This window comes from Sphingomonas sp. LY54 (assembly GCF_035594035.1).
Classification (GTDB): domain Bacteria; phylum Pseudomonadota; class Alphaproteobacteria; order Sphingomonadales; family Sphingomonadaceae; genus Allosphingosinicella.
In genome coordinates this window covers 1,835,973-1,848,772 of sequence record NZ_CP141588.1, presented here as the reverse complement: position 1 = coordinate 1,848,772, position 12,800 = coordinate 1,835,973, and the positions used below count along the sequence as shown (strand labels likewise).

Below are 12,800 nucleotides of genomic sequence, written 5' to 3'. Positions count from 1 at the left end.
TGGCCTGCCGATGGGGCCGACAGCCATTGGCGTGCGCATCCCGATCCCCACGGAACGCTTGGCCGTTCGCGCCGTTCATCCTGTCCCGGGGCCGCGCGGCGATCCACGCCGTTTCCGCCGGCCAACATCAAGGTCACGATGCTCGCACAACCGCAGATCCTCGACGCCTCCGCCTTCGAGCCGCCGCCCGAAGCGGTCGATTTCTACGTGGAGAGCCTGAAGCTGCTCGAGGAATCGGGCGTGCCCTTCCTGCTCTCGGGCACCTATGCGCTGAGCTGCTTCACCGGCATCGTCCGCCCGACCAAGGACCTCGACGTCTTCTGCAAGCCGAGCGACGCGCCCAAGATCCTCTCCTTCTTCAAGGCGCGCGGCTACCATATCGAGATCGAGGACGAGCGCTGGATCGGCAAGGTGTGGAAGGACGACAATTTCTTCGACGTCATCTACAACATCTCCTCGGCCAGCATCCCGATCACCGACGAATGGTTCGAGGAGACCTATCGCGCCGAAGTGTACGGCACGACGGTCCGCATCACGCCGCCGACCCAGTTCATCCTGTCCAAGCTCTTCCTACAAACCCGCTACCGCTATGACGGCGCGGACGTCGCGCATACGATCCTGATCAAGCATGCCGACATCGACTGGAAATGGCTGCTCTCCTCGCTCGAGCTCTATTGGGAGGTGCTGCTGATCAACATCCTCAATTTCCGCTTCATCTACCCGACCGAGCGCGACCTCATCCCGCGCTGGCTGTTCGACGAATTGCTCGAGCGGGTGCGCGCGCAGAGCGAGATGCCGCCGTCCGGGATGAAGATCTGCCGCGGTCGCCTGCTCAGCCCCACGGACTTCGTGATCGACGTCAGCGAATGGGGCTTCGCCGACGTGGTCGGAAAGGGAATCGACGAAAAGCATGAGCGACCAGCGCACTGACACCATAACGCTCGCCGCGATCGGCGACCTCCATGTCTCCGAGACGAGCGAGCATCGCTATCGCGACATGTTCGCCGAGATTTCCGACCAGGCCGATGTCCTCGCATTGTGCGGCGACCTCACCAATTTCGGAAAGACGCGCGAGGCGGAGATCCTGGCGGAGGATCTCCTCGCCTGCACGATCCCCATCGTCGGGGTGCTCGGCAACCACGATTATGAATGCGGCCAGCCCGAGGAAGTGGTGCGCATCCTCCACCAGGCCGGCGTCACCATCCTCGACGAGCAGGCGGTGGTCGTCGAGGGCGTCGGCTTTGCCGGGGTCAAAGGGTTCGTCGGCGGCTTCGGGCGCGGCGAGTTGGGCGCGTTCGGCGAGGCTTCGATCAAGGCGTTCGTCGACGAATCGCGCAACGAGGCGCGCAAGCTCGAGAATCAGCTGCGGTCGCTGCGCACCGACCGCACCGTCGCGGTGCTGCATTATTCGCCGATCGCCGAGACGGTCGAAGGCGAACCGCTCGAAATCTTCCCGTTCCTGGGTTCGTCGCGCCTCGCCAATGCGGTCGACCGCTTCGACAATGTGAAGGCGGTGCTGCACGGCCATGCCCATCGCGGCCGCTTTCGCGGGGCAACGCCACGCCAGGTCCCGGTCTACAATTGCGCGCAGTTCGTGGTCGAGGCCGAGACCGGGCGCCCTTACGCCCTGATCGAAATCTAGCCCGCGGGCCTGGGCGAGGCGACCGGTTCGGGCTGCGCCTCGCGCGGCGGATTGCGCGGATCGAGCAAAGCCGCCGTCTCGATCGTGTCGAGCGCGCGGCGGGCGGCGATGTAGCGGCGCGCATCGGCGATCCACTCCGCCGCATTCTCGCGGCCGGGCATGCGCAGCACCTCGGCCAAGGCGACGTCCACCTGCCCCGCCTCGAGCCGACGCGTCGCCCGGCGCAGCCGCTCGACCGGCATGGTCGAGGGCGTCCCCGCCTTGCGGATGGTGACGAGGCCGGACAATTCCGCCTTCAGCGCGTCCCACCAATTGGGGTTGGGCCCGGCCCCGGTCAGGCTCTCGCCGACTTCGAGCAGGCCTTCCTGCAGTTCCTCCAGCGTCACCGGCTGGCGGGCGGCGGTGATGATCGTCGCGACAGCCTGGCGCTGGGTGTCGCCGAAACGCTGGCGGAGCAGGCTTTCGAGAAAGCCGAGCGGGACGCCGCGATCGAGCGCGCGCCGCGCGGCAAAGGCGACGAGCAGGCCCTCGGCCCGGTCGGCATTGCCGACCGCGGCACGCGACTGGGAATCGATCTGGCCGATGCGCTGCTCGAGTTGGGTGACGCGGCGGATCGTCTCGGGATCGATAATCAGCCTTTGCGTCTCGCCCCCGTCCGACACTCCGACCGCCTCGACAGCCGCCGCGGGTTGCGGAGCCGGCTGAGCCTGAACCTGGGGGGCGGGCGCAATGCCGAGATAGGCCGCCGCCGCATCCCAGCGCGTCAGCAGCCACCCCATCGCGGCCAGCCCGAGCAGGAAGGCGATGGTCGGCAGTAGCAGCAGCGAGAGCAAGGAGCGCCGCGGCCGCGCCGTGCTTTCGACCCGCTCATAGTCCATTCTCGTCCACCTTCGTCTCGCGATCGGCCGCAGTCTTGCACAGCTTGGCGGCAAGCTCCAGCAATGCCTCGTCGCGCGGTTCGCCCGCCGCATGCTTCGCGCGCCAGCCTTCGCCGGCCGCATCCGCAGCCGCCGCGCTGATCGCCGCCAGCGCGATGTCGCCCCGCTCGATCCCGGCCGCGTCGATCAGCGCCGCGAAGGCGGCGGCCGCGCGCGGCGAATGGAGCAGCACCAGCGCGCCGCGGCCAAGCGCCTTGGCCGCCTCGTCGGGGAGCACGCGCACCGGCTCGGCGGCATAGACCAGGCGGCGCTCCAGCCTGAGGGCCGGGTCGGCAAGGCCGACATGGTCACGCCCGCTGAGATGCAGCGCGCTTGCGACCCCGTCGGCGACCATCATCGCGATGGCCGCCTTGCCGTCGCCGGGGCCGACCCGGATGTCGCCGAACCCGGCTGCGCGCGCCGCGGCAGCGGTGGCCGGCCCGACGCAATAGCAGGGCAGGCCGGTAAATCGTCCGACTCCGCCGCCGCCGTGCCGGATCGCGTTGGCGCTGGTGAGGAGTAGCGCGTCGACCGAGGCAGCATCGGGCGCCTCCCAGGCGAGCGGCCGGACCACGAAGATAGGGGCGGTGACCGGTTCGAGCCCGAGCGCTTCCGCGCGCGCCGCACTGTCCGACGCGCCGGGCTCGGGCCGCAGGATGAGGACCGCGGTCACGCGCCGAAAAGCGCCCTCACGGCCGGGCTGGCGCGGTCGAGCAACTGGCGCGCGAGGAGCAGCGGCGCCTCGCCGTCGCTGGGCGGAAAGCGGCCTTCGATCCGCGCGCACTCGCGCCCGTCCTCGGTCAGGATTTCGGCGCGGAGATGAAGGAGGTCGCCGTCCATCACGGCCAAAGCGGCGATGGGCGAATGGCAGGTGCCGTTGAGCCCTTCCAGCAGCCGGCGCTCGGCAGCGACGCAGAGATGGGTGACGTGATCGTCGATCGCCGCGACCAGCGCGCGGACCTTCTTGTTGTCGCTGCACACTTCGATGCCGACCGCGCCCTGCGACGGCGCCGGCAGCAGGTCGGGAATGACCGCGCCGATCTCGGGATGGCCCAGGCGGATGAGCCCGGCCGAGGCGAGCAGGGTCGCATCCACCTCGCCGAGATCGAGCTTGCGCAAGCGGGTGGCGACGTTGCCGCGCAGCGGCACGATGGCGAGGTCGGGGCGGCGCGCGAGCATTTGCGCGGCGCGGCGCGGCGACGAGGTGCCGAGGCGGGCGCCGTGCGGGAGGGCGTCGAGGCTGGGGGCGCCGATCAGGCGGTCTTCCACGTCCTCACGCGGCAGCATCGCGGCGATGCACAATTCGGCCGGGCGGAAGGTCTCGACGTCCTTCATCGAATGGACCGAGACGTCGGTGCGGCCCTCGAACAGGCTGCGGTCGAGCTCCTTGGTCCACAGGGCCTTGCCGCCGACCTCGGCGAGCGGACGATCCTGGATGACGTCGCCGGTGGTGGTGATCGGCACGATCTCGATGCGCTCGGGCCCCCAATCATGCGTGTCGCGCAAGGCCTCCGCGACCATGCGGGCCTGGGCGAGGGCAAGGGGAGAGCCGCGGGTTCCGATACGCAGGGGGGTCATGGCGCGCTTGTGCTAGCGGGTAAGGCGGTGGCAGGGAAGTCGTATGAGCCTCATCCTTGGCATAGAATCGAGCTGCGACGAGACCGCGGCGGCGCTGGTGACCTCCGAAGGGCGGATCCTGGCGCACAAATTGGCCACGCAGGAGAGCGAGCACCGCCCGTTCGGCGGCGTCGTTCCCGAGATTGCGGCGCGCGCGCATGTCGAGATCCTGCCCCCGCTGGTCGAGGACGTGCTGCGCGAGGCCGGCATCGCGCTCGACGAGGTCGATGCGATCGCCGCCACGGCGGGGCCGGGGCTGATCGGCGGGGTCATGGTCGGCCTGGTGACCGCCAAAGGGCTGGCGCTGGCGGCGAACAAGCCTTTGGTCGCGGTCAACCATCTCGAGGGCCATGCGCTCTCGCCTATGCTGGCCCAGCCGAATCTCGCTTTCCCCTATCTGCTGCTGCTCGTCTCCGGCGGCCACTGCCAGCTTCTGCTCGTCGAGGGCGTCGGCCGCTACCGGCGCCTGGCGACCACGATCGACGACGCCGCCGGCGAAGCCTTCGACAAGAGCGCCAAATTGCTCGGTCTCGGCTTTCCGGGCGGGCCGGCTGTCGAGCGGGCGGCGCAGCGTGGCGACCCGAGGGCCGTGCCGCTGCCGCGCCCGCTGGTTGGCACCGACGAGCCGCATTTCTCCTTCGCCGGCCTCAAGAGCGCGGTGCTGCGCGCGCGCGATTCCGGACGCTACAGCGCGGAAGACATCGCCGCTTCGTTCCAGCAGGCGGTGGTCGATTGCCTCGTCGACCGCACCCGCCGCGCGCTCGGCGAGGCGGGAGGCGTGACCGCGCTTGTCGTTGCCGGCGGCGTGGCGGCCAATCAGGCGGTGCGCGGCGCGCTCACCGCCCTGGCGGCCGAACATGATCTGCCGTTCGTGGCGCCGCCTCTGTGGCTCTGCACCGACAATGCGGCGATGATCGCCTGGGCCGGCGCGCTGCGCTTCGAGCAGGGGCTGGTCGACGGGCTCGACGCGCCGGCGCGGGCGCGCTGGCCGCTCGATCCCAATGCGGAGAAAGCGCGCGGCGCGGGGGTAAAGGCATGATCGGACGAGTAGGCGTGATCGGCGGCGGCGCCTGGGGCACGGCGCTGGCGCAGGTCGCGGCGAACGGGGGCGAAGAAACCCTATTGTGGGTGCGCGAACCCGAGGTCGTGGAGAGCGTCAACGCCCGCCACGAAAATGCGATGTTCCTCGCCGGAATTCCGCTCAGCCCGTCGATCCGGGCGACCTCCGAATTGGCCGATCTCGCACAGTGCGACGCATTGCTGGTGGTCACGCCGGCCCAGCATATGCGGTCGGTGCTGCGCGGGCTGGTCGCGCCCGGCACGCCGCTCATCCTCTGCGCCAAGGGCATGGAGGAATCGACCACCAAGCTGATGCACGACGTGGCCCATGAGGAGCAGCCGGATTCGCCAATCGCGGTGCTGTCCGGGCCGACCTTCGCGCACGAGGTTGCCGCGGGCCTGCCGGCGGCGGTGACGCTCGCGGTCGAGGACCAGATCGTGGGCGAGCAGCTCCGCGCGCGCCTGGCCAGGCCCTGGTTCCGGCCCTATTTGTCCGACGACGTGGTCGGGGCCGAGATCGGCGGCGCGGTCAAGAATGTGCTCGCCATCGCCTGCGGCGTGGTCGAGGGGCGCGGCCTCGGCCTCAATGCGCGCGCGGCCTTGATCTCGCGCGGCTTTGCCGAGATGACCCGCTTCGGCCTGGCCCGCGGCGCCCGCGCCGAGACTCTGGCCGGCCTGTCGGGCCTCGGGGACCTGGTGCTCACCTGCTCCTCGACGAGCTCGCGCAATTTCAGCCTCGGCAAGGGGCTCGGCGAGGGACGCAGCGCGGAGGAATTGCTCGCCGACCGCCGCACCGTGGCCGAGGGCGCGTTCACCGCGCCGGTGCTGAACCGCGCCGCCAAGGCGATGGGCGTCGACATGCCGATCGTGGAGGGCGTGTGCGCCTTGCTCGGCGGCAATGCGTCGATCGACGAGGTGGTGGAGGAATTGCTCTCCCGCCCGCTTCGCTCCGAGGGCGTGTGACGGGTTAGAAGTCCCAGCAGATGCCCTTATTCTCCCAGTCGCCGTAGCGGGTCGGCTCCTCGCCATTGGGGCCGCCATGCTCTTCGGCGCCGGCCGGTTCGACGGCTTGGGGCACCGGCACGGGCGGGCTTTTCGAGAGATGAGCGGGCGGCTTGACGAAAGCGGGGCGCTGTCCTGGCATGGCGGGTCCGATTGAACGAGGGAGTGCTTGACCCCACATTTCGGGCGTGGAAGGCGCGGACGCAAGATGAACTCGTTGAAGACTTTGATGCTGCTGGCGGCGATGACCGCCTTGTTCATGGGCCTGGGCTATACGCTCGGCGGCGAGGGCGGCGCCCTGCTCGCGCTCGTGATCGCGGCCGGCATGAACCTGTTCACCTTCTGGAACGCCGACAAGATCGTGCTCAAAATGCACAATGCGCGCGAGGTCGACGGCCGCACCGCGCCCGAGCTGGTCGGGATCGTCCAGCAGCTCGCGGCACGCGCGAACCTGCCGATGCCGAAAGTCTATCTGGTCGAATCGCCGCATCCCAATGCCTTCGCCACCGGCCGCAACCCGGAGAATGCCGCCGTCGCCGCGACCACCGGCCTGCTCGCCATGCTCGACCGCGACGAGATTGCCGGCGTGATGGCGCACGAGCTGGCGCATGTGAGGAATCGCGACACGCTGATCATGACGATGACGGCGACGATCGCCGGCGCGATCTCCTTCCTCGCCAATTTCGGCCTGTTCTTCCGCTCCGGCGACGACAATCGCGGCAATGCGCTGGCGATGATCGCGGCGGTGATCATCGCCCCGTTCGCGGCGATGATCGTGCAGATGGCGATCAGCCGCACCCGCGAATATAAAGCGGACCGGACCGGCTCGGAAATCTCCGGCAATCCGCGCGCGCTCGCTTCGGCGCTTGCGAAGCTGGCCGCGGGCGCGGCGCGGGTTCCCAACCCGGTGTCGCTGCGCAATCCCGCCGCCGCTTCGCTCTACATCGTCCCGTCGGGCACCGGGCGCGACAGCATGTTCTCGACCCATCCCGACACCGGCAACCGCATCGCCGCGCTGGAGGATCTCGCCGGCGAGATGGGCCTCCATTCTCCGCCGCCTCTCGCACACAGCCGGGGCAGCGCGCCGCACACCTCCGTCCCCAAAACCCGCCGCGCCTCGAGCGCGCTTGATCCGTTAGGCCGCAGACGCTGAATAATAACGAACCGATCGGCACCGCTTCGCGCCGTGCCGCCCTTCGCTTGCTCGATGCGGTGCTCCGCAAGGGGCTCCCGCTCGAAGCGGCGCTCGACAGCTCTGCGCGCGACCTCGACCGCGCCGACGACCGCGGCTTCGCGCATGCGATCGTTGCCGAGACGCTGCGCCGCCTCGCCGATCTCGACGCGCTGATCGACAGCGCGACCCGCAAGCCTTTGCCCGATGACGCCAAGGCGCGCTTCGCGCTCCGCATCGCGTTGGTCCAGGCGCTCGCGCTGGATACGCCGGCGCATGCGGCCATCTCGACGGTTCTGCCGCTGGTCGACGGCGGGCCGCGGAAGCTCGTCCACGGCGTGTTCGGCACCCTGATCCGCAACGGCGCCATGCTTCCCGAGATCCCCACCCTGCCGCCGCAAGTGCAGCAAAGATGGGAGGAAGCCTGGGGCAGCGCGGTCGCGCGCGCCGCAGCCGTGGCCATGGCCGTACCGCCGCCGCTCGATTTGATCTTCGCGTCGGACGCACCGCCCGAGGGCATGGAAGGCGTAAGCCTGATGCCGCGCCACCTCCGCCTGGAGCGCGGCGCCGCCGTCGCCGGCCTGACCGGCTTCGGCGAAGGCGACTGGTGGGTGCAGGATATTTCCGCCTCCATTCCGGCGCGATTGCTGGGGCAGGGCGAGGGCCGCAGGGCGCTCGATCTCTGCGCCGCGCCGGGCGGCAAGACGATGCAGCTTGCTGCGGCCGGCTTCGACGTGACCGCGATCGACGCTTCGGAAAGTCGTCTGGCGCGACTTCGCGAGAATCTGGAGCGGACCGGCTTCAAGGCCGACATCCGCGCCGCCGACGTCATGAAGTGGAGCCCGCCGCAGCAGGTCGATGCGATCCTGCTCGACGCTCCCTGCTCGGCAACCGGCATCTTCCGCCGCCATCCCGACGTGCTGCATCGCGTCCGTCCGCGCGCGATTGCCGAGCTGGCCGAAGGCCAGAAGGCGATGCTGACCCGCGCGGCCGGCTGGCTGAAGCCGGACGGGACACTCGTCTATTCGGTCTGCTCGCTGGAGCCCGAGGAGGGCGAGAAGGTGGTCGAGGCGTTCCTCGCCGCCCGTCGCGACTTCAGGATCGATCCGATCGACCCGTCGGAAGTCCCCGCCGAGATGCGGCCCAATAACGGCCTGCTCCGCATCCTGCCGGGCACTTTTGCGGAGCACGGCGGGGCCGACGGCTTCTTCATGGCGCGTTTCCGGCGGAGCTGATCGCAGCGCTCTGCAATTAACCGGGGATAAAGTGCGCGGCTTTCTTGCCCCCGCGACTCGCGGGGGTTAATGATTCGCTGTGCAACAGCCTGTTCGTATCTCCCCCTCGATCCTCTCCGCCGATTTCGCCCGGCTGGGCGAGGAGGTCCGCGCCATCGACGAAGCCGGCGCCGACTGGATCCATGTCGACGTGATGGACGGCCATTTCGTCCCCAACATCACGATCGGACCCGGCGTCGTGAAGGCGCTGCGGCCCCACACGGCCAAGCCCTTCGACGTCCATCTGATGATCTCGCCGGTCGACAGCTTCCTCGATGCCTTCGCGGAAGCCGGCGCCGACATGATCACGGTGCACCCGGAGGCCGGTCCGCATCTCCACCGGACGATCCAGCGCATCAAGTCGCTCGGCAAGAAAGCGGGCGTGTCGCTCAACCCGGCGACCCCGGCCAAGATGCTCGATTACGTGCTCGAGGAGATCGACCTTGTCCTGGTGATGAGCGTCAATCCCGGTTTCGGCGGGCAGAGCTTCATCGAGAGCCAGCTGCGCAAGATCGAGGCGATCCGCAAGCAGATCGACAAATTGGGCAAGCCGATCGACCTCGAGGTCGACGGCGGTGTCGACCAGAATAATTGCCGCCGGATCATCGAGGCGGGGGCCGACGCTTTGGTCGCCGGCACCGCCACCTTCCGCGGCGGCCCGGAGAAATATGCGGAGAATATCAGGGGGCTTAGGGGACCATGACCCTGTTGGAGCGGATCGACGCCACCGGCACTGAAGACGAGATCGAACAGGGCAAGCGGCTGATCCGTGTCGGGGACGACCGCGGCCTGTCCCTCTCCGAACGTGTCGCCTACCGCCTCCACCGCCTCGCCTGGCGCACTCCGTTCCACACCCTCCGGCTTCGCGGCCGCTTCCCGCTGAAGCTGCTCGCCGTTCCCAAGGACCCGATCGCCGGCGACAAGGCTGCCGGCACGGCCATTCTCCAGGGCCAGATCCTCCACCGCGGCCGCTCGGTCCCGATCGACAAGCTCGACTTCGCCGACCCCACGATCCCGCAGGATTTCGCCGATTATCTGCAGAGCTTCGCCTGGCTGCGCGACCTCGCCGCCGCCGCCACCCGCGAAAAGGCCTGCCAGATCGCCGAAAGACTCGTCCGCAAATGGCTCGACAGCCATGCCGATACCATCTCGGAACGGGCGTGGCGGGCGGACCTCTGGGGGCGCCGCATCCTGTTCTGGACCGCTTATGCGCCTTACGTCCTGTCGAGCCGCGACCTCGTCTACCGCTCGGCGGTCCTGAACGCGCTCGCGCGCGGCGCCCGCCACCTCGACCGCAGCGCCGACAAGGCGCCGGCCGGACTGCAGCGCGTCACCGCCTGGGCAGGAGTCATCACCGCCGCGGTGGTCGTGCAGGGCGGCCCCGCGCGGCTCGGCGCCGGCGAAGCAGGGCTGATCCGGGCCTTGGCGACGGCATTGCACGAGGATGGCGGCCTGGTCAGCCGGTCCCCGACCGACCAATTGCGCCTGGTCGAAATCCTTTCGCAGCTGCGCACCGTCTACAATGCCGCCCGGCGCGACATGCCCGAAGAGATTGCCGACGCGCTCTCGGGCAGCGTCGCCGCCTTGCTGTCGGTCACGCTCGGCGACGACGCGCTGTCGAGCTGGCAGGGCGGCAACATGGTCTCGGCCCGACGCGTGCTGGCGGCGATCGAGGGTTCCGGCGTCAGCACCCGTGCGCTGCGCCAGGCGCGCGGCTGGGGCTATCATCGCCTCGAGGCGCGCAAGAGCATCGCGATCTTCGACGCGGCGCCGCCTCCTCCGAGCCGCACGATCGCGGGCGGCTGCGCCTCCACCCTCGCGTTCGAGTTCAGCGACGGACCGGACCGGCTGATCGTCAATTGCGGCGGCGCCCGCCCGCCAGCTCTCCCCGACGCGTTGATCCAGGGCTTGCGCACGACCGCGGCGCATACGACGGTCACGCTCGGCGATCGCAATTCCACCGCGGTTCATGACGATGGCAGCCTCGGCAAGGGCGTCAGCCAGGTCGAGCTCTCGCGCGACGAGACTGGCGGCACGACGATGGTCGAGGCCAGCCACGACGGCTATGTTCGCCGTTTCGGCCTCCTCCACCAGCGTCAGCTCCTCCTCTCTGCCGACGGCCGTGAATTGAAGGGCGAGGATTGCCTGATGCCGGGCGGCCGGCGCCGCCGCGCCGAACCCATCCCCTTCGCGGTGCGCTTCCATCTCGCGCCGGCGGTGGAAGTGACCAGCACCGCCGACGGGCAGGGCGCTTTGCTCCGGATCCGCGGCCACACGACCTGGCAGTTCCGCTGCCGCGGCGGCCAGCTGACAATCGAGGACAGCCTCTGGATCGACGGCGACGCCAAGCCGCATCCCAGCCTGCAACTGGTGGTTTCGGGCGAAACGCCCGCCGACGGGATGACGATCAGCTGGGTCCTGAAACGGGCCGGTTAGGGCGCCGCCCCGGGGTGACGGTCGGCGACGATGGCGTTATGGGGGCGCCAACATTGGCCGCGCGTCCCGCGCCGTCCCAACAGGAACCATCATGTCCGACGTGAAAATCACCCGTGCGCTCCTGTCCGTTTCTGACAAGAGCGGCCTCGTTGAACTGGGCCAGGCCCTGGCGCGCCACGGCGTCGACTTGGTCTCGACCGGCGGGACGGCCAAGGCGCTGCGCGATGCGGGCCTGGACGTTCGCGACATTTCGGACCTGACCGGCTTCCCGGAAATGATGGATGGACGGGTGAAGACCCTGCACCCGAAGGTCCATGGCGGCCTGCTCGCCGTCCGCGACAATCCCGAGCATGTCGCCTCGATGCAGGAGCATGAAATTGGCGCGATCGATCTGGTCGTGGTCAACCTTTACCCATTCGCCCAGACCGTCGCCAAGGGCGCGGGCCGCGACGAGATCATCGAGAATATCGATATCGGCGGCCCTTCGATGGTCCGTTCGGCCGCCAAGAACCACGCCCACGTCGCGATCGTCACCGACCCGTCCGATTATGCCGAACTGATCGAGGCGCTCGACGCGAATGGCGGCATGACGTCACTCAATTTCCGCAAGCGGCTGGCGGCCAAGGCCTTTTCCGCTACCGCGGCATACGATTCGATGATCGCCTCCTGGTTTGCCTTCGCCGATCAGCAGCAATTCTTCCCGGACATGCTGCCGGCGATCATGAACAAGGGCGAGGAGCTGCGCTACGGCGAGAACCCGCACCAGAAGGCGGCGCTCTACCTTCCCGCCGGCCCGCACAGCCGTGGCATCGCCCAGGCAGAGCAGGTCCAGGGCAAGGAGCTCAGCTACAACAATTACAACGACGCCGATGCGGCGCTCGAGCTGGCGGCTGAGTTCCGCGACGCCGGCCCGGCATGCGTCATCGTCAAGCACGCCAATCCCTGCGGCGTCGCCTCCGCGCCGACCTTGCTCAAGGCCTATGAGGAAGCGTTCGCCTGCGACACCGTCTCGGCGTTCGGCGGCATCATCGCCGTCAACCAGCCGCTGACCGGAGAGGTCGCCGAGGCGATGACCCAGATCTTCACCGAGGTGATCATCGCGCCCGACGCCGACGCCGAGGCCCGCGCCGTCTTCGCCAGAAAGAAGAATCTGCGCCTGCTGCTGACCGGGGCGCTGCCCGATCCGGCCCGCACCGGCTTCATGCTGAAATCGATCGCCGGCGGCTACCTCGTCCAGACCCGCGACAACGGCCGGGTGACGCGCGAGGCGCTGAAGGTCGTCACCAAGCGCGCGCCGACCGAACAGGAGCTGGCCGACGCCCTGTTCGCCTGGACGGTGGCCAAGCACGTCAAGTCGAACGCAATCGTCTATGCCAAGGACGGGGCCACCGCCGGCGTCGGTGCCGGCCAGATGAACCGCCTCGAATCCGCGCGCATCGCCGCGTGGAAGGCCAAGGATGCGGCCGAGAAGGCCGGCTGGGCCCAGCCGCGCACGATCGGCTCGGCGGTCGCCTCGGACGCCTTCTTCCCGTTCGCCGACGGGCTGCTCGCGGCGGTCGAGGCCGGCGCCACCGCGGTGATCCAGCCGGGCGGCTCGATTCGCGACGAGGAAGTGATCGCCGCCGCCGACGAAGCCGGGCTGGCGATGGTGTTCACCGGCATGCGCCACTTCCGCCACTAAG

General features: G+C 69.1%; 13 protein-coding genes. 9 read left to right on the top strand and 4 right to left on the bottom strand.

Annotation, left to right across the window (positions count from 1 at the left end; translation table 11 throughout):
* Nucleotides 1–138 precede the first annotated feature (138 nt).
* Both SH591_RS09405 and SH591_RS09400 read left to right on the top strand, forming a co-directional pair.
* Nucleotides 139–930: a nucleotidyltransferase family protein gene (locus SH591_RS09405; protein WP_322831252.1), complete on the top strand. Its 792-nt coding sequence runs from the start codon at nt 139–141 to the stop codon at nt 928–930.
* Nucleotides 911–1,642, top strand: a complete 732-nt coding sequence (locus SH591_RS09400; RefSeq protein ID WP_324748905.1) for a metallophosphoesterase family protein — start codon at nt 911–913, stop codon at nt 1,640–1,642. The genes SH591_RS09405 and SH591_RS09400 overlap by 20 nt, the downstream gene beginning before the upstream one ends.
* Here the strand turns inward: SH591_RS09400 and SH591_RS09395 are convergent.
* The 3 genes from SH591_RS09395 to hemC are packed head-to-tail and all read right to left on the bottom strand — an operon-like array spanning nt 1,639 to nt 4,137.
* Nucleotides 1,639–2,520: a hypothetical protein gene (locus tag SH591_RS09395; protein WP_324748904.1), complete on the bottom strand. Its 882-nt coding sequence runs from the start codon at nt 2,518–2,520 to the stop codon at nt 1,639–1,641. The genes SH591_RS09400 and SH591_RS09395 overlap by 4 nt on opposite strands.
* On the bottom strand, nt 2,510–3,232 hold the full coding sequence (locus SH591_RS09390) for a uroporphyrinogen-III synthase (RefSeq protein WP_324748903.1): 723 nt from the start codon (nt 3,230–3,232) through the stop codon (nt 2,510–2,512). The genes SH591_RS09395 and SH591_RS09390 overlap by 11 nt, the downstream gene beginning before the upstream one ends.
* Nucleotides 3,229–4,137: a hydroxymethylbilane synthase gene (gene hemC, locus SH591_RS09385; protein WP_324748902.1), complete on the bottom strand. Its 909-nt coding sequence runs from the start codon at nt 4,135–4,137 to the stop codon at nt 3,229–3,231. The genes SH591_RS09390 and hemC overlap by 4 nt, the downstream gene beginning before the upstream one ends.
* Nucleotides 4,138–4,180: 43 nt before the next feature.
* Between hemC and tsaD the strand changes: the two genes are divergently transcribed.
* Together tsaD and SH591_RS09375 are read left to right on the top strand one after the other, a co-directional pair.
* Nucleotides 4,181–5,215 carry a tRNA (adenosine(37)-N6)-threonylcarbamoyltransferase complex transferase subunit TsaD gene (gene tsaD / locus SH591_RS09380; RefSeq protein ID WP_322831247.1) on the top strand — a complete coding sequence of 345 codons (1,035 nt, stop codon included), beginning with the start codon at nt 4,181–4,183 and terminating at the stop codon, nt 5,213–5,215.
* The gene (locus SH591_RS09375; RefSeq protein ID WP_324748901.1) at nt 5,212–6,198 is read left to right on the top strand and encodes an NAD(P)H-dependent glycerol-3-phosphate dehydrogenase; all 987 of its coding nucleotides are present in this window, start codon (nt 5,212–5,214) and stop codon (nt 6,196–6,198) included. The genes tsaD and SH591_RS09375 overlap by 4 nt, the downstream gene beginning before the upstream one ends.
* Nucleotides 6,199–6,202: 4 nt before the next feature.
* Here the strand turns inward: SH591_RS09375 and SH591_RS09370 are convergent, their stop codons facing one another.
* The gene (locus SH591_RS09370) at nt 6,203–6,379 is read right to left on the bottom strand and encodes a DUF1674 domain-containing protein (protein ID WP_324748900.1); all 177 of its coding nucleotides are present in this window, start codon (nt 6,377–6,379) and stop codon (nt 6,203–6,205) included.
* Nucleotides 6,380–6,445: 66 nt separating this feature from the next.
* On the opposite strand from SH591_RS09370, the gene htpX reads away from it, so the two are divergent.
* The 5 genes from htpX to purH all read left to right on the top strand — a co-directional run bounded on the left by htpX (nt 6,446) and on the right by purH (nt 12,799).
* Nucleotides 6,446–7,390 (top strand): zinc metalloprotease HtpX, encoded by a 945-nt coding sequence (htpX, locus tag SH591_RS09365; protein WP_324748899.1) that lies wholly within the window; start codon nt 6,446–6,448, stop codon nt 7,388–7,390.
* Nucleotides 7,387–8,643 carry an RsmB/NOP family class I SAM-dependent RNA methyltransferase gene (locus SH591_RS09360; protein ID WP_324751360.1) on the top strand — a complete coding sequence of 419 codons (1,257 nt, stop codon included), beginning with the start codon at nt 7,387–7,389 and terminating at the stop codon, nt 8,641–8,643. The genes htpX and SH591_RS09360 overlap by 4 nt, the downstream gene beginning before the upstream one ends.
* A 79-nt stretch (nt 8,644–8,722) precedes the next feature.
* Nucleotides 8,723–9,385 (top strand): ribulose-phosphate 3-epimerase, encoded by a 663-nt coding sequence (gene rpe, locus SH591_RS09355; protein WP_322831243.1) that lies wholly within the window; start codon nt 8,723–8,725, stop codon nt 9,383–9,385.
* Nucleotides 9,382–11,118 carry a heparinase II/III family protein gene (locus tag SH591_RS09350; protein WP_324748898.1) on the top strand — a complete coding sequence of 579 codons (1,737 nt, stop codon included), beginning with the start codon at nt 9,382–9,384 and terminating at the stop codon, nt 11,116–11,118. Before rpe ends, SH591_RS09350 begins: the two co-directional genes overlap by 4 nt.
* A gap of 91 nt (nt 11,119–11,209) precedes the next feature.
* Nucleotides 11,210–12,799 (top strand): bifunctional phosphoribosylaminoimidazolecarboxamide formyltransferase/IMP cyclohydrolase, encoded by a 1,590-nt coding sequence (purH, locus tag SH591_RS09345; protein WP_324748897.1) that lies wholly within the window; start codon nt 11,210–11,212, stop codon nt 12,797–12,799.
* The last annotated feature ends 1 nt before the right edge of the window (nt 12,800 follow it).

Coding starts and splice junctions, on each gene's coding strand:
- SH591_RS09370 (WP_324748900.1), bottom strand. CDS start 6,379: ATGCCAGGACAGCGCCCCGCTTTCGTCAAGCCGCCCGCTCATCTCTCG.
- SH591_RS09350 (WP_324748898.1), top strand. CDS start 9,382: ATGACCCTGTTGGAGCGGATCGACGCCACCGGCACTGAAGACGAGATC.
- SH591_RS09400 (WP_324748905.1), top strand. CDS start 911: ATGAGCGACCAGCGCACTGACACCATAACGCTCGCCGCGATCGGCGAC.
- SH591_RS09375 (WP_324748901.1), top strand. CDS start 5,212: ATGATCGGACGAGTAGGCGTGATCGGCGGCGGCGCCTGGGGCACGGCG.
- htpX (WP_324748899.1), top strand. CDS start 6,446: ATGAACTCGTTGAAGACTTTGATGCTGCTGGCGGCGATGACCGCCTTG.
- hemC (WP_324748902.1), bottom strand. CDS start 4,137: ATGACCCCCCTGCGTATCGGAACCCGCGGCTCTCCCCTTGCCCTCGCC.
- purH (WP_324748897.1), top strand. CDS start 11,210: ATGTCCGACGTGAAAATCACCCGTGCGCTCCTGTCCGTTTCTGACAAG.
- SH591_RS09405 (WP_322831252.1), top strand. CDS start 139: ATGCTCGCACAACCGCAGATCCTCGACGCCTCCGCCTTCGAGCCGCCG.
- tsaD (WP_322831247.1), top strand. CDS start 4,181: ATGAGCCTCATCCTTGGCATAGAATCGAGCTGCGACGAGACCGCGGCG.
- SH591_RS09395 (WP_324748904.1), bottom strand. CDS start 2,520: ATGGACTATGAGCGGGTCGAAAGCACGGCGCGGCCGCGGCGCTCCTTG.